The sequence below is a fragment of the Paraburkholderia sp. GAS41 genome, assembly GCF_050436545.1.
GTDB lineage: Bacteria > Pseudomonadota > Gammaproteobacteria > Burkholderiales > Burkholderiaceae > Paraburkholderia.
Window position 1 is genome coordinate 93,685 of record NZ_JBNDMK010000017.1, and the last position, 23,171, is coordinate 116,855.

At 59.1% G+C, this 23,171-nt stretch carries 25 protein-coding genes, 2 tRNA genes and 1 pseudogene; 15 read left to right on the top strand and 13 right to left on the bottom strand.

All coding sequences use genetic code 11. From position 1 onward, the window contains the following. Together P3T43_RS22445 and P3T43_RS22450 are read right to left on the bottom strand one after the other, a co-directional pair. Entirely contained in the window at nt 1–966 is a 966-nt protein-coding gene (locus P3T43_RS22445) for a threo-3-hydroxy-L-aspartate ammonia-lyase (protein ID WP_429283236.1), read from the bottom strand. Between the two features lie 161 nt (nt 967–1,127). Beyond that, entirely contained in the window at nt 1,128–1,439 is a 312-nt protein-coding gene (locus tag P3T43_RS22450) for a hypothetical protein (protein ID WP_429283237.1), read from the bottom strand. 843 nt (nt 1,440–2,282) lie between these two features. On the opposite strand from P3T43_RS22450, the gene P3T43_RS22455 reads away from it, so the two are divergent. The 4 genes from P3T43_RS22455 (at nt 2,283) to trmB (ending at nt 5,176) form a co-directional block, all read left to right on the top strand. Continuing rightward, nucleotides 2,283–3,221, top strand: coding sequence for a Rossmann-like and DUF2520 domain-containing protein (locus P3T43_RS22455; RefSeq protein ID WP_429283238.1), 939 nt, complete (start codon nt 2,283–2,285; stop codon nt 3,219–3,221). A 146-nt stretch (nt 3,222–3,367) separates the two neighbouring features. Continuing rightward, entirely contained in the window at nt 3,368–3,931 is a 564-nt protein-coding gene (locus P3T43_RS22460; protein WP_429283239.1) for a YggT family protein, read from the top strand. A gap of 195 nt (nt 3,932–4,126) precedes the next feature. Then, nucleotides 4,127–4,200, top strand: a tRNA-Gly gene (locus P3T43_RS22465). Between the two features lie 163 nt (nt 4,201–4,363). Further along, entirely contained in the window at nt 4,364–5,176 is an 813-nt protein-coding gene (gene trmB, locus P3T43_RS22470; RefSeq protein ID WP_429283240.1) for a tRNA (guanosine(46)-N7)-methyltransferase TrmB, read from the top strand. A 110-nt stretch (nt 5,177–5,286) separates the two neighbouring features. On the opposite strand, the gene P3T43_RS22475 is transcribed toward trmB, so the two are convergent. From P3T43_RS22475 to P3T43_RS22485, 3 genes are all read right to left on the bottom strand, one after another. Then, nucleotides 5,287–6,123, bottom strand: coding sequence for an undecaprenyl-diphosphate phosphatase (locus P3T43_RS22475; RefSeq protein WP_429283241.1), 837 nt, complete (start codon nt 6,121–6,123; stop codon nt 5,287–5,289). Between the two features lie 77 nt (nt 6,124–6,200). Continuing rightward, a complete protein-coding gene (locus P3T43_RS22480; RefSeq protein ID WP_429283242.1) occupies nt 6,201–6,785 on the bottom strand; it encodes a DUF1439 domain-containing protein in 585 nt (194 codons plus the stop codon). 116 nt (nt 6,786–6,901) lie between these two features. Continuing rightward, complete coding sequence (locus tag P3T43_RS22485) at nt 6,902–7,213, bottom strand: YkgJ family cysteine cluster protein (RefSeq protein WP_429283243.1); 312 nt, start codon at nt 7,211–7,213, stop codon at nt 6,902–6,904. 313 nt (nt 7,214–7,526) lie between these two features. Here P3T43_RS22485 and P3T43_RS22490 point away from each other — a divergent pair. Both P3T43_RS22490 and P3T43_RS22495 read left to right on the top strand, forming a co-directional pair. After that, nucleotides 7,527–7,611, top strand: a tRNA-Leu gene (locus P3T43_RS22490). Nucleotides 7,612–7,784: 173 nt separating this feature from the next. Continuing rightward, a complete protein-coding gene (locus P3T43_RS22495; protein WP_429283299.1) occupies nt 7,785–9,014 on the top strand; it encodes a tyrosine-type recombinase/integrase in 1,230 nt (409 codons plus the stop codon). Between the two features lie 123 nt (nt 9,015–9,137). On the opposite strand, the gene P3T43_RS22500 is transcribed toward P3T43_RS22495, so the two are convergent. Next, nucleotides 9,138–9,596, bottom strand: a complete 459-nt coding sequence (locus P3T43_RS22500; RefSeq protein WP_429283244.1) for a hypothetical protein — start codon at nt 9,594–9,596, stop codon at nt 9,138–9,140. Between P3T43_RS22500 and P3T43_RS22505 the strand changes: the two genes are divergently transcribed. Continuing rightward, nucleotides 9,595–9,900: a hypothetical protein gene (locus P3T43_RS22505; RefSeq protein WP_429283245.1), complete on the top strand. Its 306-nt coding sequence runs from the start codon at nt 9,595–9,597 to the stop codon at nt 9,898–9,900. The two genes, P3T43_RS22500 and P3T43_RS22505, sit on opposite strands and share 2 nt — an antisense overlap. A gap of 1,151 nt (nt 9,901–11,051) precedes the next feature. Here the strand turns inward: P3T43_RS22505 and P3T43_RS22510 are convergent. After that, the gene (locus P3T43_RS22510; protein WP_429283246.1) at nt 11,052–11,225 is read right to left on the bottom strand and encodes a hypothetical protein; all 174 of its coding nucleotides are present in this window, start codon (nt 11,223–11,225) and stop codon (nt 11,052–11,054) included. Between the two features lie 197 nt (nt 11,226–11,422). Here P3T43_RS22510 and P3T43_RS22515 point away from each other — a divergent pair, with 197 nt between their 5' ends. Next, nucleotides 11,423–11,854 (top strand): NUDIX hydrolase, encoded by a 432-nt coding sequence (locus P3T43_RS22515; RefSeq protein WP_429283300.1) that lies wholly within the window; start codon nt 11,423–11,425, stop codon nt 11,852–11,854. Nucleotides 11,855–11,909: 55 nt separating this feature from the next. Continuing rightward, nucleotides 11,910–12,587 (top strand): MgtC/SapB family protein, encoded by a 678-nt coding sequence (locus P3T43_RS22520; RefSeq protein ID WP_429269921.1) that lies wholly within the window; start codon nt 11,910–11,912, stop codon nt 12,585–12,587. A gap of 511 nt (nt 12,588–13,098) precedes the next feature. Here the strand turns inward: P3T43_RS22520 and P3T43_RS22525 are convergent. Genes P3T43_RS22525 through nthA form a run of 3 tightly spaced genes read right to left on the bottom strand, consistent with a single transcriptional unit; the run spans nt 13,099 to nt 14,805 of the window. Further along, entirely contained in the window at nt 13,099–13,566 is a 468-nt protein-coding gene (locus tag P3T43_RS22525) for a nitrile hydratase accessory protein (protein WP_429283247.1), read from the bottom strand. After that, entirely contained in the window at nt 13,469–14,140 is a 672-nt protein-coding gene (gene nthB, locus P3T43_RS22530; RefSeq protein ID WP_429283248.1) for a nitrile hydratase subunit beta, read from the bottom strand. The genes P3T43_RS22525 and nthB overlap by 98 nt, the downstream gene beginning before the upstream one ends. Next, the gene (nthA, locus tag P3T43_RS22535; RefSeq protein WP_429283249.1) at nt 14,137–14,805 is read right to left on the bottom strand and encodes a nitrile hydratase subunit alpha; all 669 of its coding nucleotides are present in this window, start codon (nt 14,803–14,805) and stop codon (nt 14,137–14,139) included. Before nthA ends, nthB begins: the two co-directional genes overlap by 4 nt. Before the next feature lie 311 nt (nt 14,806–15,116). Between nthA and P3T43_RS22540 the strand changes: the two are divergent. Both P3T43_RS22540 and P3T43_RS22545 read left to right on the top strand, forming a co-directional pair. Then, nucleotides 15,117–15,492, top strand: a pseudogene (locus P3T43_RS22540) (transposase); the annotation flags it as partial. A 65-nt stretch (nt 15,493–15,557) separates the two neighbouring features. Continuing rightward, entirely contained in the window at nt 15,558–15,977 is a 420-nt protein-coding gene (locus P3T43_RS22545; protein WP_429283250.1) for a hypothetical protein, read from the top strand. A gap of 60 nt (nt 15,978–16,037) precedes the next feature. On the opposite strand, the gene P3T43_RS22550 is transcribed toward P3T43_RS22545, so the two are convergent. The 3 genes from P3T43_RS22550 to P3T43_RS22560 all read right to left on the bottom strand — a co-directional run bounded on the left by P3T43_RS22550 (nt 16,038) and on the right by P3T43_RS22560 (nt 18,560). Then, entirely contained in the window at nt 16,038–16,541 is a 504-nt protein-coding gene (locus P3T43_RS22550; protein WP_429283251.1) for a hypothetical protein, read from the bottom strand. A 92-nt stretch (nt 16,542–16,633) separates the two neighbouring features. Next, nucleotides 16,634–16,822, bottom strand: a complete 189-nt coding sequence (locus P3T43_RS22555) for a hypothetical protein (protein ID WP_429283252.1) — start codon at nt 16,820–16,822, stop codon at nt 16,634–16,636. 121 nt (nt 16,823–16,943) lie between these two features. Then, a complete protein-coding gene (locus P3T43_RS22560) occupies nt 16,944–18,560 on the bottom strand; it encodes a recombinase family protein (protein WP_429283253.1) in 1,617 nt (538 codons plus the stop codon). Nucleotides 18,561–19,270: 710 nt separating this feature from the next. Between P3T43_RS22560 and P3T43_RS22565 the strand changes: the two genes are divergently transcribed. From P3T43_RS22565 to P3T43_RS22580, 4 genes are all read left to right on the top strand, one after another. Next, a complete protein-coding gene (locus P3T43_RS22565) occupies nt 19,271–19,606 on the top strand; it encodes a hypothetical protein (protein WP_429283254.1) in 336 nt (111 codons plus the stop codon). Between the two features lie 162 nt (nt 19,607–19,768). Then, nucleotides 19,769–21,334 carry a recombinase family protein gene (locus tag P3T43_RS22570; RefSeq protein ID WP_429283255.1) on the top strand — a complete coding sequence of 522 codons (1,566 nt, stop codon included), beginning with the start codon at nt 19,769–19,771 and terminating at the stop codon, nt 21,332–21,334. Nucleotides 21,335–21,363: 29 nt separating this feature from the next. Further along, the gene (locus P3T43_RS22575; protein WP_429283301.1) at nt 21,364–22,233 is read left to right on the top strand and encodes a ParB/RepB/Spo0J family partition protein; all 870 of its coding nucleotides are present in this window, start codon (nt 21,364–21,366) and stop codon (nt 22,231–22,233) included. Beyond that, nucleotides 22,230–23,132 carry a plasmid partitioning protein RepB C-terminal domain-containing protein gene (locus P3T43_RS22580; protein WP_429283256.1) on the top strand — a complete coding sequence of 301 codons (903 nt, stop codon included), beginning with the start codon at nt 22,230–22,232 and terminating at the stop codon, nt 23,130–23,132. The genes P3T43_RS22575 and P3T43_RS22580 overlap by 4 nt, the downstream gene beginning before the upstream one ends. The last annotated feature ends 39 nt before the right edge of the window (nt 23,133–23,171 follow it).

The window sequence follows — 23,171 nt, forward strand, 5'->3', positions numbered from 1 at the left end:
TTAGCCGAGAAATTCTGCGAGGCGTGCCAAATCCACATTGCCGCCGCTGACCAGCACGCCGACCCGCTTGCCCTCTACCGGCACGATGCCGCTCATCACGGCTGCGGCGGCGAGGCAACCGGTCGGCTCCACGACGAGCTTCATGCGCTGCGCGAAAAAGCGCACCGCCTCGATCAGTTGAGCATCCGTCACCGTCACGACCTGTTCTACCAGACGCTGAATGATCGGGAAGGTGTATAGGCCCAGATGGGTCGCCGCTGCGCCGTCCGCAATGGTGTGCGGCACCTCGATGCGCACGATCTCCCCGCGCGCCAGCGACTGCTGACCATCGTTGCCGGCCTCCGGCTCCACGCCAATGACTCTGCAATGCGGGCTGAGTTCGGCCGCCGCCAGTGCGCTGCCGGCAAGCAAACCGCCGCCGCCGAGACACACGAACAGCAGATCCAGCGGACCGGTTTCCTCGATCAGTTCCGTCACCGCCGTACCCTGCCCGGCGATCACATGCGGATGGTCGTACGGCGGAATCAGCGTCATGCCGCGTTCGCGCGCAAGCCGCTGGCCGATCTCTTCGCGATTTTCCTTGTAGCGGTCGTAGATGATGACTTCGCCGCCGTAACCTTGCGTGGCGGCGACCTTCGCGGCGGGTGCGTCGTGCGGCATGACGATCGTCGCGCGAATGCCTTCGAGGCGCGCCGACAACGCGATCGCCTGCGCGTGATTGCCCGACGAATAAGTCAGCACCCCTGCATCCCGTTGCGCATAGTCGAATTGCGATAGCGCGTTATAAGCGCCACGAAACTTGAACGCGCCCATGCGCTGAAAATTCTCGCACTTGAAGAAGAGCGACGCGCCGGTACGTTCGTTCGCCGTCGTGGACGTGAGAACCGGCGTGCGATGCGCGACGCCCTCGAGTCGCGCGGCGGCGTCGACGATATCGACATAGGTCGGAGCAGGGAGCATATGCATGGGCGGCGAACTCCAGGGCAACAGGATGAACTGAAAGGATTCTCCCAGCTTCGGCCACAAAATAGAAACGGCGCAACGCGGCAATCAAGCCTGCGTTACGCCGTTGCGGTGACTCGTGCGCTGCGGGTCAAATTCCGCAGCGCATATCCCATGCGCGGTTGTTAGCGGCGATAGTAGCCGTGCCCATAACCGTAACCGTGACCGTAATAACCATGGCCGTAGTAGCCACGGTGATAGTACGGGCCGCCGTGATAGCCGTAGTAGCCACCGTAACCTCCTCCAACCACCACAACGGGAGGCGGCGCATACACCGGCGGCGGTGCGTAATACACCGGCGGCGGCGCGGCATAAACCGGGTAAGCCGGCGCGAGCGGCACGCCGATCCCGATACCAACGGACACGTGTGCCTGCGCGGCGGTTGCGAAGCCCACACCCAGTGCAGCGGCAACAACAAGCGGAACGATCTTTTTCACTTTTCTTCTCCAAGCGCGGCCGGATGACCGTGTCGCATGACGTGCATGCTATGGAATTCAATGTATCGAAAAAGGATCGGCACGGGTGTGCACATTTGTTGCAAATTGCAATCCGTGTGTAGGCGCTGAAATACGCAGCACGATGTTGCGAAGCGCATGCGACGCGCGATATCTCGATAACCAAGGGTTTGCGCGGGGTCGCTCACAGCATCGAGCAGGAATTACCGGGCGACGCTTCATCAAACGATCTTTACCGGTAATCTTTAATTACAAATTCACTTCAGCGTTTGTGCGATTGGACACGGCAGCCATCAGTTAACCGTCACTGAGCTGTAAACGCAAAATGCCTGGCGCGATGGCCAGGCATTGCTCATTCTTTGAGGGACAAATGTTCAACCTACTTTTACGTAAGTGAACTCGCGGGTGATATTCGGCGGTACGTAAGCCCCACTGATCTTGACGCGTGGCTTCAGGCGCTTTTTTTGATCCCACCAAAGTCGGCGCTGTGAATGCGTCAAGAAACGCAAGTGCTTTCGGTAAGAAAAGATGCTCATAATGACCTCCCGAATCTGACTGCGAGACAGAAAAAACTCGAACAGCAACCCCATACTCCATTGACCAAATTCATTGTGAGCAGTTTCCGGGCCTGCGGGGTTCACGCGGGCCGATACTCCACCATGCGCCTCATATCGCGCAGAATTGATCCGAGGAAAGCACCGTCGTACTCATGACGCTTGCCCAGCTTGCGCTGCACGGGGCACGGCCCCGGCTCGCGAGCGCTGAATGAATGCGCGATACTCCAGCTTTCCGTTCAAGTTCATCGTGCTGCCTGGAGCAGGAACCATGTCCCAGTCCTCTTTGCCGCGTCTCGGCTTCATTGGCGCGGGACGCCTTGCGCGGTGCCTTGCGCTCGGCTTCACCCGGGCCGGTTATCCGGTCACGGCGATTGCCAGCCGCACGCCGGAATCGGCGCGCCGGCTCGCCGGTCAGATCGAGCGATGCACAGCGTACGACGAGCCGCAAAACGTTGTCGACGCTGCCGATATCGTCTTTCTATCCGTTCCCGATGACAGTATCGGTTCGACGGCCAACACTTTGCGTTTCAATAGCGCCAACGGCTCGACCGGACGGCTGCGCGCGCTGGTGCATTGCAGCGGCGCCTCGCCGGTGGAATTGCTTGCGACGGCACAGTCGCACGGTGCATCGATTGGTGGTTTTCATCCACTCTACCTGTTTAGCGGCGATCTCGCAGATATCGAGCGCATCGGCGGCTGCTCCATCACCATCGAAGCCGATGGCGCGCTCAAGCAGGCACTGACGGCGCTCGCTCAGGCGCTGCATTGCCATCCACTGTCGATTCCGGCCGGCGGCCGCATGCTCTACCACGGTGCGGCGCACTACGCGGCCAGCTTCGCGCTGTGCAGCCTCGCCGAATGTGTGGCGCTCTGGCGCACGCTCGGCTTTGCGGAAGAAGACGCGTTGCGCGCGCTTTTGCCGATGCTGACCGGCACGCTTCAGACAGCCCGCGACAAAGGCTTGCCAGGCGCCCTCGCCGGCCCGGTGTCGCGCGGCGATACGGGCGTCGTGCGCGCACAGCTCGCACTGCTCGAAGCGCTCGGCGGCGACCATGCGGCGCTGTACGGACTGATGACCCGGCGGGCGGTGGCGCTGGCGCGCCGTCGCGCCACGCCGCCGGCGACGCTCGACGCCATCGACGAGGCTGTCGAGGAATCGCTCGAGCGTTCGGTGAATCACGTTCTGGCGGGTACTAGCGTCAAGTAAGCCGTGATAATGTGACGACCGGCGCGGGGCACAGTCCGTCTGTGGCGCGCGCCGGGATCGATCGACGAAAACACATAATGACCAAGGTCACGGCCTAGCAACCTTTTCGCACACCACACAACGCTACCTGAAGGAAAGGACCCAAGATGTTCGGCGATATCGCCCGTTTTCTGCTCAATACCGTTTTCACGCTGTTCGGCGCGGCGCTGCTGTTGCGCGCATGGCTGCAAGTCGTCCGCCTGCCGCCGTATAACCCGGTCTCGAACGCCGTGCTGCACGCCACCAACTGGATCGTGCTGCCGCTGCGGCATATCGTGCCCAGTGCCAGGCGTATCGATTGGGCGAGCGTCCTCGCCGCGCTGATCGCCGCGATTGTCTATGTGGTGCTGATGGTGGCCGTGACCGGCGTGGATCCGCTCATGCTCTGGCCAACCTTGCTGATCGTCGCATTGCTGACGCTCATCAAGTGGGCGCTCAACCTCATCATCTGGTTGACCATCCTGATGGCGCTGCTGTCGTGGCTCAATCCGCGCTCGCCCGCCATGCCGATTCTGTTCCAGCTCACCGCGCCGTTTCTGAATCCGCTGCGCCGCGTCGTGCCGAATCTCGGCGGCATCGACCTGTCGCCGATCCTGCTGTTCGTGATCGTGCAGGTGCTGTTGATGATCGTCACGCGAGCCGCTGTGCAACTGACGTATTTCGTTATTTGAGCGGCTGTCGAGGTCGCGGCGCAGTGTTGCGACCTCGACGCGACCTTGATGCGCCTCGCACCGCTGCGGGTAGCCATCGTTGTGCATCACGCGGCCGTGCCGGAGGGGAGATTCATTGTTGACCGTGCTTTCGGGCCAGTCCACCCGCGCCAGATTTGCCTAAATGACCCAAACCCGCGTAAAATGACGCGCTCTGCGGGCGTCGTATAATGGCAATACCCTAGCTTCCCAAGCTAGAGCCGTGGGTTCGATTCCCATCGCCCGCTCCACATTCAGCTGGCCGTCAGCGGAATTCCAGCACGAGAGCCGCCTCCAAGAAGGCGGCTTTTTCATACTGAGGGCGGTAATGTGTGGCAAACCGTGCGCTCGCGCCTTCCGGTGCCCGCCGCGCCACCGCCCTCACCCTTGCCGCTACCCTTGTAGCCATCGAAGATGATCCACGATCCGAATCAAGCCGGCCAGCCAGGCGAGCTCCCCCAAACCGCCGACGACACCAACCTCGAACCGTCCGCGCCGCAAGCTGAAGACGGCAGCGCAGCGAGCGAGTCGGACGATCCCAAAGAGGCCTTGCGTCTGCGCCGCATCCGCAGCTTCGTGACGCGCGCGGGGCGTGTATCCACCGGCCAGCGCCGCGCCATGGACGAGTTTGGTCCACGCTTCGTGCTGCCCTATGCGCCGCAGCAGCCCGACTGGGACAGCGTGTTCGGCCGCGCGGCTCCGCGCGTGCTGGAAATCGGTTTCGGTATGGGCGCAACGACCGCTGAAATCGCGGCGCATCGTCCCGGGGACGATTTTCTCGGCGTCGAGGTCCATGAACCGGGCGTGGGCGCCTTGCTCAAGCTGATAGGCGCGCAGGAACTGTCGAATATCCGCATCATCCAGCACGATGCCGTCGAAGTCCTCGAGCATATGATCGCGCCGGACAGCCTCGACGGCGTGCACATCTTTTTCCCCGATCCGTGGCACAAGGCGCGTCATCACAAGCGCCGTCTGATTCAGCCGAAGTTCGTCGCGCTGCTCGTGTCGCGCCTGAAGCCGGGCGCGTATCTGCACTGCGCCACCGACTGGCAAAACTACGCCGAGCAGATGCTCGAAGTGCTCGGCGCGGACCCCGCGCTCGAAAACACGGCCGACGCTTACGCGCCGCGCCCGGAGTATCGTCCGGTGACGAAATTCGAGCGACGCGGTTTGCGGCTCGGCCACGGCGTCTGGGACCTGGTTCTCAGGCGGCGCGTGGGAAGTTAGTTATCCGCCAGCCGCCAGTCAAAAGCGTCAAGCAAGGTCCGCTCAAACGCGGACCTTTTCGTTTATGGCGCGAGTGGCGCAAGCCGTGCAGGCGGCCAGGAAAGAGCCCATTACTTCGACCAGTCCAGCGCGCTGACATACCCCAGCAGCAGAATCAGCCCGCCGAACGCAATCCGATACCACGCGAACACCGTGAAATCATGCGCAGCAATGTAGCGCAGCAACCAGCGCACGCAGGCGAAAGCGCTGATGAACGCCGCGACGAATCCCAGCGTGAACATCCCCACTACATCTGCCGATAGCAGATGCCAGCCCCGCACCAACTCGAAGGCCGTCGCACCGAAAATAATCGGCATGGCGAGGAAAAAGGAAAACTCGGTGGCCACCCGGCGCTCGAGGCCGAACAGCATGCCGCCGATGATGGTCGAGCCGGAGCGCGACATGCCAGGAATCAGCGCGAAACACTGCGCCAGGCCGACCTTCAGCGCATCGAGCGGGCTCAGCGCGTCGACCGACTGCACGCGCGACGGCACACTGCCCCGTGCGCGCTGCCGCGCCTCCGCCCACAGAATCACCAGACCGCCCGCCACCAGCGCGTAAGCCACCGGCAGCGGCGAAAACAGAGCGGCCTTGATGGCCTTTTCGAACAGCAGGCCGAGTACGACCGCCGGAATGCTTGCGATCGCCACGTTGAGTACAAAACGCCGCGCATCGGACCGCGCCGGCAGGCCAGCCACGACGCTGCCGATGCGCCGCCGATACTCCCAGCACACCGCCAGAATCGCACCGAGCTGGATCACGACATCGAAGCTTTTTACATGCTCGCCGTTGAAACCGAGCAGATTGCCCACGACGATCAGGTGACCAGTGCTCGACACCGGCAAAAATTCAGTCAGACCTTCGACAATCCCCAGAATCAGCGCCTTGCCAGCCAGTAACCCGTCCATCCATCCCTCTCATCGCCAACGGTTGTCGAATCAGGGCTAGTCCGGCAAGCGACGCGCGGCCCTGGCGGCCGCACGCGTCATTTCTCGACGATCTGCACGCGTATGCCGTTTGTAAGGATGGTGATTGTACCGGGTTCGTAGTGGACGCCCGCGAATTGCAACTGCTCGGGCTTGAAGGTGTAAATGGGGTAGTTGGTCAGCAGCTGGGTGGCGAGCAATGCTGCAGCGGCGTTGATCTGCTGGGTATAGGCCTGCGCGTCGCCACTGACATTGACGCTGTCGACGTTGGGCGTCTTCAGCACCACGGACTTGCTGGCTTCGTCATAGGCCAGCTCGCTCGACAACGTGAACACGCCGTCCACCGGCTGCCGCAGGAAGGGACTCGCCAGGTGCGCGTCGAGCCGCACCGAGACGCGATGGGTGTCCGGCAGGAAGCCGACCACGGGGTTGGTCAGCGCCACGTCGAAGACCTGCGAGATCGTCCGTTGATACGGGAATTTGCGCTGCACGGCTTCCTGCACCTGCTGCTGCGAGAACGTGTAGTGCGACGGGATGAACGGAAAAGTCGATGCCGCGCAAGCCGCCAGCGACACCGAGATAGCCGCAGCCGCAGCGGCCGCGAGCAGGAATCGGCGCCGGGTCGGCGCAACGGGTTGAGTCATGCACATTCTCCTGTTGAGACAGCCCCGTTGCGGGGATCGAAGCATGGTTGTCAATTGGCGCGGCACCGCCGTTAGTGCAGCAGCAGCGTTAGCCGCAAGTACGCAGCGCCGCTGCATCAGCCGAGCCGGCGGCCACGTGCGGCAGGTTGCGTCAGCGTTTCAAGTTCAGTGAGCCAGGCGAGCGCCTCCGTGCGCGTCGCGCCGCACATTTCGTCCTGCGGCTGCAGGCCGGAGCAGCAGGCCGGCCGCTCGGGCTGACCGAAGATCGCGCAGCGCAGGTCGTCGCCGAGCTGCACGCAGCGCACGCCCGCCGGCTTGCCGTGCGGCATGCCCGGAATCGGACTCGAGATCGACGGCGCGATACAGCACGCGCCGCAATCGGGACGGCAGGCATGAGCCGCAACATTCAACGGAGATTCGACAGTCACCACACTCTTCCTGAAACGCCCCAACACGCGTGGACGATGCCCCAACGGCACGCCAACCCCGCATTGTGCCACTGCGCCGTCGACGACCTTTGTACACAATGCGGGGCGCGCGCGCCGACCTGCGCGAAGCGTCGGCGAGAACCCTCGTGCATGGGCGCACGGCTGGCATCAACCGGCTGCGCGGCGCAGGCCGGTTGGGTCCGCAAAGGCCAGAGTGGTCGTAGTTGGCAGGCAACTTGCCCGGCGCGACATTTTCGGACATAATCTGCGTTTCCCGCCGCGCGCAGTTCCATGCGCACGTGTCGCAAGACAAGCCCAGGTGGTGAAACAGGTAGACGCAGGGGACTCAAAATCCCCCGCCGCAAGGCGTGCCGGTTCGAGTCCGGCCCTGGGCACCAAAAGCTGTTCCGGCGAGAGCCGATAAATTCCGAAAAACCCCGCAAGATCAATGTCTTGCGGGGTTTTTTATTCCCCGGCGATCCGCGTTGACTCGTCGACAGCTGGTGGTATCTGGTGGTATTTTTGGTGGTATCTGGCTCGTTTCTGGAATTTTCCGGAGAAAGATACCACCATGTCGTTGACCGATGTCCAGGTTAGGAACGCCCGCTACAACTCGGATGGCATCGGCAACCGCCTCGCAGACGGTGGCCGCATGTATCTCCAGCTCGACAAGTCCGGCGCGAAATACTGGCGGATGAACTACCGGTTTGCGGGCAAGGACAAGACGCTAGCGCTCGGTGTCTATCCGGACGTGTCACTCGCGGCAGCGCGTAAAAAGCGAGACGAGGCCCGCGAAAAGCTGGCAGCTGGACTGGACCCAAGTAACGTCAAACGCCTCGAAAAACGAGCCGCCAGGCTCGCCGCGTCCAACTCTTTCGAGGCAGTCGCGCGCGGCTGGATGAACGAACGCAAGAGCAGCGTCGAGCCAGCCCAGCACGTGAAGACGCTCGCCCGCATGGAAAACGACGTGTTCCCGTGGCTTGGCAAGCGCCCAGTTACCGACATCGACGCGCCAGACGTTCTGGCTGTCCTAAAGCGCGTCGATAATCGCGGCGCCCGCTTCACAGCCCATCGTGTGCGTAGCGAGATCAGCCGGGTATTCCGGTACGGAATCAAGGAGGGACATTGCAAGGCCGACCCCGCTCGGGATCTGGTCGGCGCGATTCCCCCGGCACAAACAACCCACTTCGCTTCAATCACAGAGCCGACCAAGGTCGGCGAGATGCTGCGGGCGTTCGACGGGTTCGCTGGCACCTTCCCTGTCCTCTGCGCGCTCCGGCTTGCACCATTACTGTTCGTCCGGCCCGGTGAGCTTCGCCAGGCTGAATGGTCCCAATTCGATCTGGACAAGGGCGAATGGCGCTACCTCGTCACCAAGACTGGGACTGAACATGTGGTGCCCCTTTCCAGACAGTCGATCGCCATTCTGCATGAACTGCACGCACTTACGAGTGCAGGCCGCTATGTGTTCCCGGGCGCGCGCGATCGCAAGCGACCGATGAGCGAGGCCACGATCAATGCAGCACTGCGCCGGCTCGGCTACGACACCCGCACGGAGATCACGGGACACGGCTTTCGTGCGATGGCGCGCACGATCCTGCATGAGGAACTCGATCAGAAACCGGAAGTGATCGAGCATCAACTCGCGCACACAGTGCCGGACAACCTTGGCACAGCCTATAACCGCACAAAGTTCATCAAGGAACGCCGGGCAATGATGCAGAAATGGGCGGACTATCTGGATCGCCTCCGTTTAGGTGCGCAGGTTATTGGTATTGGAAGCGGGAAAGCTGCGACTTGACGACTGCGTTGTGCGACTTCAGGCGTGCCAATGCGTGCGCATCCGCTGATGCTGCTGCGCTGAGTCAACTTTCACATGGTCGAAACAGGTTCGATTATCGGGATAGTCTTCATCGTCTCGTGTTCAAAGATTCTCCGTATCCGGTCTGATCTCGAAACTGAATTCGTCGTGAATGACCATCGATCCGGGTTTGTTGTTGCCGGGCTCTCTCTTTGCTCGCGAAGGCGTACCGGACTGCTGACCGAACTTCTGCGGGTCTGAACGAGTGACAGGCGGGTTCACTTTGCGTTGCGATTGTTGCGAGCCAGGTATCTGGCGGGTGTGCGTTCGTCGTTTCGTCGTATCCTGGAGCGCGTAGCGAAGCGCACTCGCCGTTATGTCCATACCTGCCTCCTTCGCCTGATCGATTAGCTGCTCAAGCGAATACCCCTTCGCACGAGCTGCATTGATATGGGCGCGAAACTTCGGCATTGCATCGCGTACGGTGACGCGCTGTTCCGATGGTGGCTTTTCCGGTAACTCATCGAGTCGTCGGGCAAACTCATCCCATTGCGCTTTTGTGTAAGTCTTCGATGCAGGCATGACGACCTTCCGTTTGCATTTGGTGACGAGAGGGTTTGAGCCAATCGTCTACGCCATCGGCGAGTGCGTCAATGCCGCAGTCACGTCGAACGTTGACGTATTAGGACTACCTCGACCACGTATGGAATTCGTTGGAACAACGCACTATTTTTTGTTTCGTGGTGAGCATGCAACGGCAGTCGTCGTTGGCTGCTTTACCGCAAACTTGCGCGTGAGAATTGAAATATGTAGTTCTGTAGGCGAGCAGGGGATGCCGGGTTGGTTTGTGCCGAAACCGACGGTCAATCATTTCTACATCGCCTGATCTAAGGTACTTACTCTCGCGCGTCACCACTGGATCTGAGACGATTGCTTCACAGTTTGCTCGTACTTGTCCTGCGTTGAGAACAGAGGGCGCACCAGTACGCGAATAGTGTCGATCCGGTTAGCACTCCACTTAGCAACGATTCAACAGCGTCCTACGCTGATCCAATTACATTTGAAATCGCACGATAAAAACAACAAAGAAAATAGGTACTGCAGGATAGGCAACCGCCGGTTTTGGGCGCCATGCGCATTGCGACATCGGCCCACTAACGTTGACGGCATCGGGAGAGACAGTCGATTTCGTCCCCCGAAGCAAATGCGAGTCGATTTCGACAGGCTTGCGCTGTCACGCTATCGCAATCGTAGCAACGCCAGCCCCCGCATCACGCGCCCAGCGCTCACAATCCATTGCCTCGCAACGTATCGGCAACGAACACGTCACTGTATCTGCGCGCTGCTTATGGAGGCCGAGCGTCTCGAGCGAGTGACCTATACGCGTGAGGTGGTTCCGCACGAACGCTCCCGGCGCGCACGTTTCTCGCCGAGCCTCACCAAGGAGGGCGGCTATCTGGTATCAGCCGGATGTATCAGACGGAATTCGGCCGCGAGTTGCCGATCGGTCGTCGTCAGGCAGTGTCCGTCGACCACTTTTCTGCCGCTCGCCTGAGCCATGCAGTAATCACTCAAAGGGCTGGTCCACCCCGAAACCCGCGCGATGCGCGACGCACGCTTGTCGGCCATTGCTGACGTTAAACGAACCGAGTTCAGGCGGCCGGTCAAGGGTCCAGACCGGTCATTTGTCACAAGCACGAATCGAACGGCAGCGACCATGCCGACGAGTGGGTGAAATCGACCCAACTCGGCCGTAGAGCGGCCGCGGTCGAACGCCTCATCCACCTTCGAAACCGGACATTGGTTGACCCGTTCGCTGAATCTCGGCCTGACCGTGCCAGACGCCCGGCCTTACTTATCGTCGCTGTCGGAACCTCGTTTTGACTTGCTGGGCCTCTCCTTTGGGGCGAGTCGGTGGTAACCCGACTCGATAGCTTGTCCGACCCGAGCGGCGATCTCCCGTAGTTCAGCCCGCATGTACCATGGCCACCATGTCAGGTGGTAGAACCAAAGGCATATGCTGCGGGGACCGCGAAGTCACTGGCGCGGGATGCCATCGGTGGGCAATTCAGCCAGAGAGCGGTAGCCTATCGAAGCGGCACCGAGAGTGAGCCAGATGAGGGTAAGGATGAGAGTCGGCAGGGACACCAGGCATGCCGCCACGCACAAGACAAGCGGCAAGCAGATCTCGAATGACTTGCGGGTTTTCATCGAATATTCTCCCCGTCACAATAACGTCGAGGGCAGATGGCCGGCTGGTTTTCCTGACGGGCGAAGGCGGTGTCAGGGTTCTTTATCAGCAAGCTCATTCCCGAATCGAGCGAGTGCGGTACCCGTCCAACCCCGTATCGAACGGAAGCCGCGATTCAACCATTAAAAGATAGCACCGGAAGGAAGTTTGGGTGACGATGAAAGAAAGAGCGACCATCGTGTGCAGGCAGCACGACAAAATACTCCTCGTGACTCGCGGACGGTCGCGCTGGTCGCTACCGGGCGGCACAATCCGGCGCTCCGAGTCACCGATAGAGGCGGCAAGACGAGAGCTGACTGAGGAAACAGCCCTTGGTGTCGACGACTTCATGTTTCTGTTTGAATTTGGCGGATTGACGAAGCGGCATCACGTGTTCCTGGTGGACCTGCCGCATCACCTGACACCCGCTGCGAGCAATGAGATCTCGCGGTGCCGCTGGATTCGCCCATCTCACGTATCTAACGTCGTCACAAGCGTGCCGACCAGAGAAATTGTCCGGCTGCTGATTAGTCACAAAAATGTCACAATAGTGCTCCCCGCCGTCGACCTTGGCACTGAAACTGTGGCTAGCGTGCAAACGACCGTCTAGCCGCTCGTGCCAAAACGGTAATACGGTATGAACGGACGCTATCTGGACTTTCAGTGTGATAGGTAATCTCGAAATCTTGTCCCGTCTTCTCATGGCGGCGCTGCTCGGAAGCGTCATTGGCTTTGAGCGCGAGCGACTGAACTGGGCCGCTGGTTTGCGTACGCACATGCTGGTGTGTGTCGGCGCGTCACTGATGATGATGGTGTCCGCGTTCGGCTTCGCAGACGCGTTGACCCAGAAAAACGTTGTGCTGGACCCGTCGCGCGTTGCCGCCCAGGTGGTGTCGGGGATTGGTTTTCTTGGCGCCGGGTCGATTCTTCTCCGCGGAGAGGTTGTCCGGGGTCTTACAACGGCCGCCAGCCTCTGGTCAGTAGCGGGAATCGGGCTCGCCGTTGGCGGAGGGATGTACACCGCGGCCTTTGGTGCCACGATCATCATTCTCGTTATTCTCGCCGGGGTTAAGCCGCTTGAGCGGCGCTTTATCTCGGTCAAACAACAGCGCAACATACAACTGCTGGCGGAACGGGGAAGCGTTTCACTGGACAGTTTGCATCGCGCGCTGGGCATAGGGAGCATTCGGGTCAAACAGTTCATTGTTCAACAGTCTGAGGATGACCCTGAGCTTGACGACGTCCAGATTGCGCTGTCTCGCGCATCTTCAAACGAGTTTGCAGCCATCTGTGCACGGCTTGGCGCGATGACAGGCGTTCGCGAGTGTCGCCAGGAAAAGTAACAGCGGAACGGCTCATGATGCGAACGTATGAATATCACGGCTTCACTCTTCAGGTAGCTGTTGAGTCAGACTTCAACTTTCTACCAATCAAGCAGCCGAAGGCCCGTCCTGGGTACGTCGCTGTCGTCCGGGTTTTCCAGGCCGGCAATGCGGTTGCGATCTTTTCTCCGCTTAGATTTGGTGAGGCTGGGGGCCGCCCATTCGATACCGAGGTCGACGCGCTCATGGGCGGCTACAGTGCGGCACGCAGAATCGTTGACGACCTCTTCGGGCAAGAGACTCACTGATCTCGCACGACCTGTTTTCCCTTGCCGATAGCATCGCCGATTGACAAGGGAGCTCGTTGGTTCGACAAATACGTCAAGGGCTGCTTATAAACGGTCACCAGCCATCCGCCGTTCGGCATTGACGGACTCCTTGTGGCCGAACCCCGACGCAAGACAAATTCTGGGAAGCATTCTAAGCAAGGGACGCCGGATACAGACCTCTCACTGGCGTGGAAGGGGCATTTTCACCTGAGCTCGATCGGCTGCCCATGCGGGGTCTGGCGTGCAGCGTCGTCCCACGCATTGCGACGCTGCCGGAGCACGTCGTCTGTCACCAGTCCCTTGATGGTGCTGATGTGCTCCAGTGCCGTCAGCCAATGACTGTAGTAGGTGTTGCCACGATCCGGGTCACCAGCGACCCGCGCATCAAAGATTGCCTGATTCAGACATTCTGCCCATTCCGCCCAAGTGAACATGCCGCGCTTGTGCAAGGCGACTGTCATGGCAAACGCCTGGGCTTCCCACGGCGCACTGAAAACGGGCCCTGCGTCGTCGCAAGGCAACGCTGGCGAGGCGGTACGTTTTTCAGGCAACTTCGACCGGGCGGAGGTCATGTCAGGTAGACCCGGAGTTCGGGTCGTCGAGATACGGCTCCCAGCAATCGACGCAGACCGATGCCGCTGTCGTATTCGTCCCCCAGAGTTCGGCGGCATCGAAGCACACCGTATAGAGCCATTGCGGTTGTTCGCCGAGCCCAACCGCGTTGGCATCGGGGAAAACGTGCGCGCCGTGCACTGCGATAATGCGCCCTCGTCTGCCGCGGCAGTAGCGCGGCAGACGGGTATGCGTGGATGGATTCAGCTGATGAGTCTGTACCCTGTCACCGACCTTAAAGCGTGCGCCGGTGGTCGCGGGGCGATTAACAGGACTGCCGCGGAGCAACGCGAAGGCTACCTCGTCGGCCCTCATTACACGAGGGACTGGCGTCGCCGCACTCCTCGACTCACCAGTCCAGATTTCCTCCGCCGTTGCCAGCCCCGTACTCAACAGCAGCTTTTTTAGTCCTTCGAACCAGATCTGGTAGTAGCTGCTGGAAAGGTATTGCGCAGGTGGCAAGCTCTCGCGTGCGGCACGAGACATGTCGATGTTCCATTTGCCGACCGCGCCCATCGCCAGCGTGATCGCCAGCACCCGGCGCTCCCAGTCGGTGTGAAAGAGAGAGACGTCGGCTTCCGACTGTATCGGGCCGAATGCCTGCATGCCGCCAAGGTCTTGTGCGCCGTTCACGCAGGCTCCCTGTTCGATTCCGGTGTCTTCGGCAATCCTGTGCCGATCATTGAGTCACGTGTCACCAATTCAGCCAGCGACTCCTCAGAGAAGCCACTGGTTCCGGGAGGCTGCATGGGCAACACCAGATACCGAACCTCCGCGGTGGAGTCCCACACTCGAAACTCCACTTCGGCGGGCAATTCGAAGCCGAACTCCTTCAATACACCACGCGGGTCGATAACCGCACGCGACCGATACGGCGCCGACTTGTACCAAACCGGCGGAAGCCCAAGCACCGGCCATGGATAGCACGAACACAGTGTACAGACCACCATGTTGTGCAGGGCGGGTGTGTTCTCCAGCACCACCATGTGTTCGCCCTGCCTGCCGGTGTAGCCGAGCGAAGCAATTGCGGCGGTAGCATCGTCCAACAGCCATTGCCTGTACGCCGGGTCGCGCCATGCCTTCGCGACCACGCGCGCGCCATTACGCGGCCCGACCTTGTGTTCGTATGTCTCGATCAGAATATCCAGGGCATGGGGATCTACGTACCCCTTCTCTACTAGCAGGGACTCCAGCGCACGCACGCGCAAATCCATTTCCGACAACGGACTACCGTTGTGGTCGTGAGCGTCGGCATGCACATGTTCTTGCGGGTTGCCTTCAGGATCGTTTCGGCTCATCGAAGTCCGCTCGGACGATTGCCAGACAGAACCAGTATGGTTGGTACAGGACGCAAATGCAAAACCGTTGGGTGCGCCGCCGAACCACCCGACAGCGGAAACGAGTTCGCGGTTAGTAATGTCAGTCCGCCGTGAACAGGCGGCTACGGGCTCTGATGGATGTGAGCGTTTTTTCCCGCTGGGGCTAAGCCCTATCCTGGTAGCGGCGACGGGCCGCGTTCCCCCGCAAGCGACAATCGCAATTTTTATGTACGTCCATTCAAACTCGCCGCGTGACGTCGCCGTCGGCGTTGACAGCACGTAGCGTTATCACCCTCGGCGAGGAGATATCGCCTTCACTGATGGCCGGACACTAGATCCGTGCGGTGGCCTGCTGGCTCGGACGGGCACCTTCGACCATCAGCCGGGAAATCCGGAGAAATGGTGGATCGCAGGGTTATCGGGCAAATCAGGCTGACGCGCTTGCCTGGGATCGTGCCCGCCGTCTCAAGGAATGTAAGCTCGTCAGGAACCGTGAACTCGCCCGGGTCGTGGCCAGCAAACTTCAGTTGCTGGGCGCCAGAACAGATTGCCGGTTGGCTCGAGCACTCATACGCGGTCAACAAGGACTATCAGGTGTCGCACGGGACGATCTACCGGAGCCTTTATATACAGGCCCGCGGTGCGCTAAAGAAGGAGTTGCTGGAGCGACAGTCGATAAAATGCGAATGACCTTAAGTCTTGGCGTTATGCGAAATTAGCCTGAAAGCGGCATGCTTTATTATCAGACTGGTGCGGCGACTTGCGAGAGCGATGTGACAGACGACAATTTATACAGGCTCCAACCCGCTGCCCGGACGCGTTTGCTCTGCTATCTTGTAGTTGCCCAACTCGTGGGACGTGCAACGACCGGACAGTGGCTGAGAACAGATCACCTGGTTGAGGCCGCGCGCATCGGTCTGGGATCAGCTCCGGAAGCCTGCGGGTGGCAAGAGCGGATCGAACTGGCACGCGCCTCAGTGGATCTTGCGCCGCAGTTCCTCGCGTTTTCATGTTTCCGCGACAAAGCAATGCTTGCCACCCTGTTCACGGATGGCTGGGCATTGGACTACGAGTTACCAGTTGTGCGGGGGATATGTGACATCTGCTGCGAACACCTGGCCGAGGGCGACGACACAGGCGGCCATAACTAAGCAGATGGCCTCAATTGACGGAGTGATATGTGTTGGTGTTGATCCAACGGTAGCGGATGGTTAATTGCGCTTTTCTGTTAATTTTTTCTTCGGGACTATTACCCGTTCTCGTCCATACGGTAACGTCATCGGACGTTTTGCCTCCTTCGCCTCGTCCGCGTTACCCGCTAGGCGCATAAGGTTCGGAAGGTACATCGGATAACGCGAGGCAATCCAGGCGACCACATCATCGTTAAGCAGCCAGCTTCTCACCGCGCTGCCGGCGACCGCCAGGTAGACGAGCTCGATGTTGTACCCAGTCGCAAGGTTCTTTGCACGCTCAAGCATTTCGAGAAGCTGACACTCGGCTCCGGCGAACCGCCTTGCACGGTCGCCCCCTGACCGTTTGTGCGGCCCGGATGCGATCATCTGCGCCCGCGGCGTCGCTGACAGCAGTGCGCGCGCGAAATCGCCTCCAAAGTTATTGCAGGCGCACATCAATTTGACCACGACAAACTGGCGCGCAGGTGTCATCTGCGTGATTGCGCCGATGGTTCTGACGGGTAGCCTGGTTCCCTCGACCATCAATGCGGCTGCCTCACAAAGATGTGGCTCAGTGACATGCCCTCCTCGCGCCGTTCCTGATTCGGCTACGGGTGCGTCTGGTGGGTGAGAGGTCATGAGCGTCCCTGGAGCAGGCGCTCGTAGAGAACGCGCGGTAAAGTGTCAAATCCATGAGCCGTAAGTGTTGTGACGAAATCGGCGTCAGACAGCAACGCCTCAAGGATATTTGCCAACAAGGTGCTTTCGGCACAGGTCGCTTCCATGGTCATCACTGCGGTCTGCTGCCGCGTCAGCTCATGCATAAGTGCATTCCTTTCCCTTGTACGTGCCGGTTTGCGCGGAACAGTGCGCGTTCCAGTGTATTGGGGTGCGGCCGGACCCGCCTCTGTCCATCTCCGATGGGTGATGTGCCCGCTTGCTGATTTACTCTGGTCCACGAGAGGCTCCCGATTTGATAGAGGCTCTATTGCGCAAGGTAGCGTCGTTTAGTGACTCGAGCGGAACCGCATCCGAAAGTTCGATAAGTGCCTTGAGGTCCTCGCGCCTGAAGGCCTCGAAGTGCGATATACCATTGCGGTGAATCACCGTGTACGTTCCAGGTTTGAGGCTGCCGCGTGGGAAGACGTGAAAGTCAAGTAGTGTTGTACCGGCTCTCTCAATCCGGCCATATATCAGGAAGTCGATGGCGAAACAGTCTGGCCAGCGGGCAACCCAGTAAGGCAGGTGGTCGTGAATCAACCATGGGCTTCTCACCACGAGCTGGAGCCTCAGCGCGTGATCGATGCACAGCGTATCCGTATGCTTCGCGTACGCTACGTCATGTCCCAGTCTTTCCAGTGCCTCGATTGTGATATCGGCCAACAGCCGTTCCATTCGACGTTCGAAAAATCGGTTTTCGGATCGCTCCGGATTCAGCTTGGGCGTGTACCCGACCACCTTGTAGGCTTCGTAAAGGCTTCCGAACTCCCGCATCACACTCTTGACAGACGGTGCACTTGCATATCGTTGCAATGTGGCCTGATTCAGGGTTCCGGCTCTCGCGATTACCTTGCGAAGATCCGCGACAAGCTCCTCCCGCGTCGGAACACGCCGGGCCTGGCGTAGCTTCTTCTGGACCGCAGCGAAAGCACGCCTATCGACAACCGGCTCGAAAGCATTGGGTACCCGGAGCCACTCCGTTTCAGGTAGCTGCTCCCAGGCCGAGTCGAGTTTCGACGAGGTGCGACTATAGATATTTGTGCCGATGTACTTCTCGTTGCGCAGAATCTGAAGAATGTTTCGCGCGAGCCACGGGCGACCCGCGCCATTGCAGATTCCGAAATCATTCAATCGCGCCGCGATGTTCGCGGTATTGACTCCACGCATGCCATACCACTCGAACATCTTTCTTACCAGCGCGACCTCGTGGTCCGGACCGGGCTTGAGAATGACCCGGTCTGTCTGGATGCTTTTGTACTCGTAGCGCGCAAGCGGGCGTCTGACCCCGCGGTTTGCGTCTACGAGTATGCGCTGCAAGCCATATCCGGGCGGCCCACCGGAATGGTAGCCGCGCTGCACGCTGACACAATGGCCGAGAAACACCTTGCGCGAGATTTCCCGACTGAACTCGCCCGCCATTGCGCGCTTGAGCGCCTTCATGACGCATGTCGCGGGGCTCCCGTCGTTTTCAAATGGCTCGGCGACATAAACCACCTTTACCCCGGCCCGTCGACAGGAGTATTCATAGAAGGCAGCCTCATCGACGTCCTGAAATCGTCCCCATCGGCTCACATCATAGACGAGCACCGTTGTGAATTTTCGAGCCGGACTTTCGACATCTACCAGCAGCCGCATAAGCGCGGGCCGTTCGCGCAATGTGAGCCCACTGATGCCAGCGTCCTCGTAGTCCTGCACGATTCGGATATTGTGAGCCGAAGCGTATTCGGCAATAGCCTGTCTCTGAAACACCGGTGAACATTGCTGATGATCAGTCGACATGCGGATATATTGCGCGGCACGCAGTTGTGCGACATATCCCGATCGACTTTGGCCGGATCGCATCTGAAGTACCATACAGGCGTAAAGTTATGTGATAGTGGCTTCGGACAGGATGTCAAGACATCCCCACAGGTCGGGGTTGCATCAGGTCGCCATAACCGCCATCGAACTCCCACGTAGCGGGTGATTCTTGCACCAGCATCTGGTTATGTCACGACCAGGTGAAGGACCGGCGTCTTCGCAGGATTTTGGCGAAGACGCTGTACCCGCGGTTGGTCCGATATAGCCCTTCAGGCCGGATATGCGCATAACGGGGTGCCGCAGTGACGCGTAGCTCGTGTCCGGATATTCGCAGAGGACAACGAATAGCCGTCTGGGCCCGCACAGCGCCTCACCGTCGCCTGCGAGTATTGCCTACTCCTCCGCAAGCCGGAACTGTCGCCCAATCGGGAAGCACTGCCGTCGCCGCGTGGACGTGACCCCACGAGTCATCGCTTCGTCAATACTTTCATGAACACCGCCCATCTAAAGGAGTGGCGAGGGTGTGTCCGCGGGGTTACTCGACGTATTTCCGCATCTTCAGCGGATCGGGTGTTCAGCTTGGGTAACGTACTCCAGATAACTATCAACGTATGGAGCGCGTGATGAATAACACCCGCCGGTGCCTCGCCTGTGGCAGCATATTTCGTCCCTTGTCTAACGTCCCAAACCAACGCTTTTGCTCGGCGCCGCCCTGTCAGCGAGAGCGACGCAGGCGGTGGCAACAGCAGCACATGCGCACCGACGCCGATTATCGCGACAACCAGCACCGCGCGCAGGCAAGCTGGCGTGCCCGCCATCCAGACTACTGGCGACAGTACCGGGCAGCCCATCCTGCCTATCGCGAAAGAAATTCCGTCTTGCAAAGCAAGCGCAACGCGCGGCGACGCCTTGGCGTGGATGCAAATATGGATGGGTCCCAGAACGCTCGACCGCTGACTGACGGTCTTTACATATTGAGCCCTGCGTCCGAGGTCGCGATTGCAAAGATGAACGCGTACATCGTGCATATCGCTGTCCTGTTACAGCCCTTCGGGCCATCGGCTCCTGATTGCAAAGAGATGATGTGATCAACAACAGCGCCGCGCCTGCTACTTTTCTACCTGTACCCGCTGTCAATCGATCGTCGGACGCGATCCGCGATGTAGTTTTTTGCAAGTAAAAATCTGCCATGGCCAACGCGACCGGGCCGGCAGCTTCCGAGAGGGGGATGATTCCCCGGGAGCAAGAGCATGACACCCGACAACGCAGGCGATCTAGCTGTGAGGCAGGCTCCGACGGTGCGCGCCGCCGAGTACGTGCGGATGTCGACCGAGCATCAGCAGTATTCGACCGAAAACCAGCGCGACAAAATCCGGGAGTACGCAGCGCGACATGGGATCGAGATCGTCCGCACGTATGCCGATGAGGGAAAAAGCGGTCTCAGGATAGACGGACGTCACGCGCTGCAGCAACTGATCCGTGACGTGGAAAATGGTGACGCCGAGTTTCGGGCAATTCTTGTCTACGACGTGAGCCGCTGGGGACGATTCCAGGACGCGGACGAAAGCGCCTACTACGAATACATCTGCCGCCGCGCTGGTATCCAGGTCGCCTATTGCGCGGAGCAGTTCGAAAACGACGGATCACCCGTCTCTACCATCGTCAAGGGCGTAAAGCGCGCGATGGCTGGCGAATACAGCCGGGAGCTTTCGGCCAAAGTATTTGCAGGCCAGTGCCGCCTGATCGAACTCGGATTTCGGCAAGGAGGGCCGGCCGGTTATGGCTTGCGCAGAGCGTTGATCGACCAGCACGGCTTAATGAAGGGAGAACTCAGCCGAGGTGAGCACAAGAGTCTGCAGACGGATCGAGTCATTCTGATGCCTGGTCCAGACAACGAGATTCGGATCATCAACCTCATCTACACGTGGTTCATTGAAGAGTCGCTCAACGAATATGAAATCGCAGCCCGCCTCAACGGCATGCGCGTACGCACAGACCTTGACCGTGAATGGACGCGAGCCACCATAAGGGAGGTGCTGACCAACGAAAAATACATTGGGAACAACGTCTATAACCGCGTCTCTTTTAAACTTAAGCAGATGCGCGTGATAAACACACCGGAGATGTGGATTCGGAAGGATGGCGCGTTTCAATCAATTATCGCAAGCGAAACTTTTTATACGGCCCAAGGCATCATGCGGGCGCGTGCCCGACGCTATACAGATGAGGAACTGATTGAACGCCTCCGAAATCTGTATCGCAATCGCGGCTTTCTGTCGGGCGTTGTAATCGACGAAACGGAAGGCATGCCGTCGACCTCCGTATATATGTACCGCTTCGGCAGTCTTATTCGTGCCTATCAAACCGTCGGATTTACACCTGGCCGCGACTATCGTTACATCGAAACTAACCGCTTTCTCCGACAGATGCATCCGGAGATTATCGCGGAGACCGAAAAGAAAATTGCCGACCTCGGCGGCGCCATCAGGCGCGATCCGGCCACCGACCTTCTTACCGTTAACGGTGAATTCACTGCCTGCCTGGTACTTGCCCGATGCCAGACTCAGGCGACATCTCACAATCATTGGAAGGTCCGGTTTGATACAAGCCTGTTGCCAGACATCACAGTGGCCGTAAGGTTGAACCACGACAATTCTGCATCACTTGACTATTACCTGCTGCCGCGTCTCGATTTCGGTCAACCTAGAATTCGCCTGGGCGACCGGAACCCCATCGAGTTCGAAAGCTACCGGTTCGACACGCTCGATTATCTCTACGGCATGGCCGAACGCTCAAAGTTGCGGAGAATCGTGTGAGTCACTCACAGCCGACTGATGAAGTCCGCATGGTCGCGATAGACAAGATTGAAGTCATCAATCCGCGGGAGCGCGACAGTCATACGTTTGGCGAGATCGTCAAAAATATTCAGGCTATTGGCCTGAAAAAGCCGATCAAGGTCACACCGCGTGTCGGCACGGGCAACGCAGAAAAATACCTTCTCGTGTGCGGAGAAGGCCGTCTTAAGGCGTACAAGTCACTGGGCGAGACGACCATCCCCGCGTTGGTCGTTGATGTCAGCGACGAGGACGCGTTTATCATGAGCCTAGCCGAGAATATTGCCCGCCGGTGTTACCGTCCACTGGAGTTACTTGCTGGCATTCGACGGTTAGAGGAGCATGGCTACGGCGCCAGAGCAATTGCAGAAAAAACGGGGCTGAAGCCGGACTACGTTGCTGGAATCCTGAGGCTGCTTCATCAGGACGAGGAGAGATTGGTAATAGCGGTGGAAGCCGGTCGCATTTCCCTGACCGCGGCGCTCACGATCGCTGGGGCTGGGGACAACGATGCGGCTGTTCAGGCAGCGCTTCAGGACGCGTACGAATCTGGGAAATTACGGGGCAGGCCCCTAATGGTAGCCCGGCGCATCATAGAGCGAAGAAAAACGCTCGGACGCTCTGCCAACCGGATTATGGCACCCAAGGCGCCGGAAGTGACCAGTTCAAGTCTATTGAGGGCATATCAAACTGAAGTCGCGCGTCAAAAAGCAATGGTACGGAAAGCCGAGTTCGCACAGCAGCGCCTCGTTTTTGTGGTGGGCGCGCTTCGGCAACTGTATACCGATGAAAATTTCATCAATCTCCTTCGTGCAGAGGGACTGGCGACGTTGCCAAAATATCTTTCCGAACGCGTTTGGTCGAACGGGAGCCCGGTATGACGGGCGTTACTTTGGCATTTATTCCCGAACCCTTGTTCGTCGTCCTCGACAATCTTCTTCCTTCGAGAAAGCTGTCCGCAAGCATTTTTGGATCCGGGAAGTTCAAACAGATCAAGGCGTCCATTCGCGAAGTCGGACTTATCGAGCCACTGTCCGTAACACCCTCAGATAAGGCTTCTGGCCAACATGTGGTACTGGATGGACATTTACGTTTACTAGCGATGCGGGAACTGGAGTTTTCGGACGCTGCATGCCTGATCGCCACGGACGATGAAGCCTACACCTACAACAACCGCGTGAACCGGCTTTCCACAATCCAGGAACACCACATGATCCGCAGAGTGATTGAACGAGGTGTTTCACCGGAGCGTCTCGCAAGAGCGCTCGCAGTGGATGTGTCCTCGATTGTGAAAAAAATGTCACTCCTTGACGGTATTTGTGTAGAGGCGGCCGAACTTCTCGGGGACCGTCAGTTCTCTGCGGAGCTGTCACGCGTACTACGTAAAATGAAGCCGACGCGGCAGGTTGAGTGTGTGGAACTCATGGTTGCGGCAAACAGCGTGACCGTGCGATATGCCGAAGCGCTTCTCGTTGCGACGCCCGCCACGGGCCTTGTCACTGGTAGAAAGCCCAAGAAGCTAATAGGGATCAGCTCGGAGCAAATGCTTAAGATGGAATCCGAGATGACAAATCTGCAAGAACAATACAAGCTCGTGGAGCAAACGTACGGTCAGGACGTGTTAAACCTGGTGCTTGCAAAAGGTTACCTTGCCAAGCTTCTAGAAAACGAGTCAGCGCGTCACTATCTGCAGCGACATCACCCCGACCTGTTCTCTGAGTTTGAATCCATCATTGCAACAATTTCTCTTGATCACAAGCACCTTGCGATCAATACATGAACGTCGCATCTAAGCGTATTATCTGTCGCCTCAGATTCC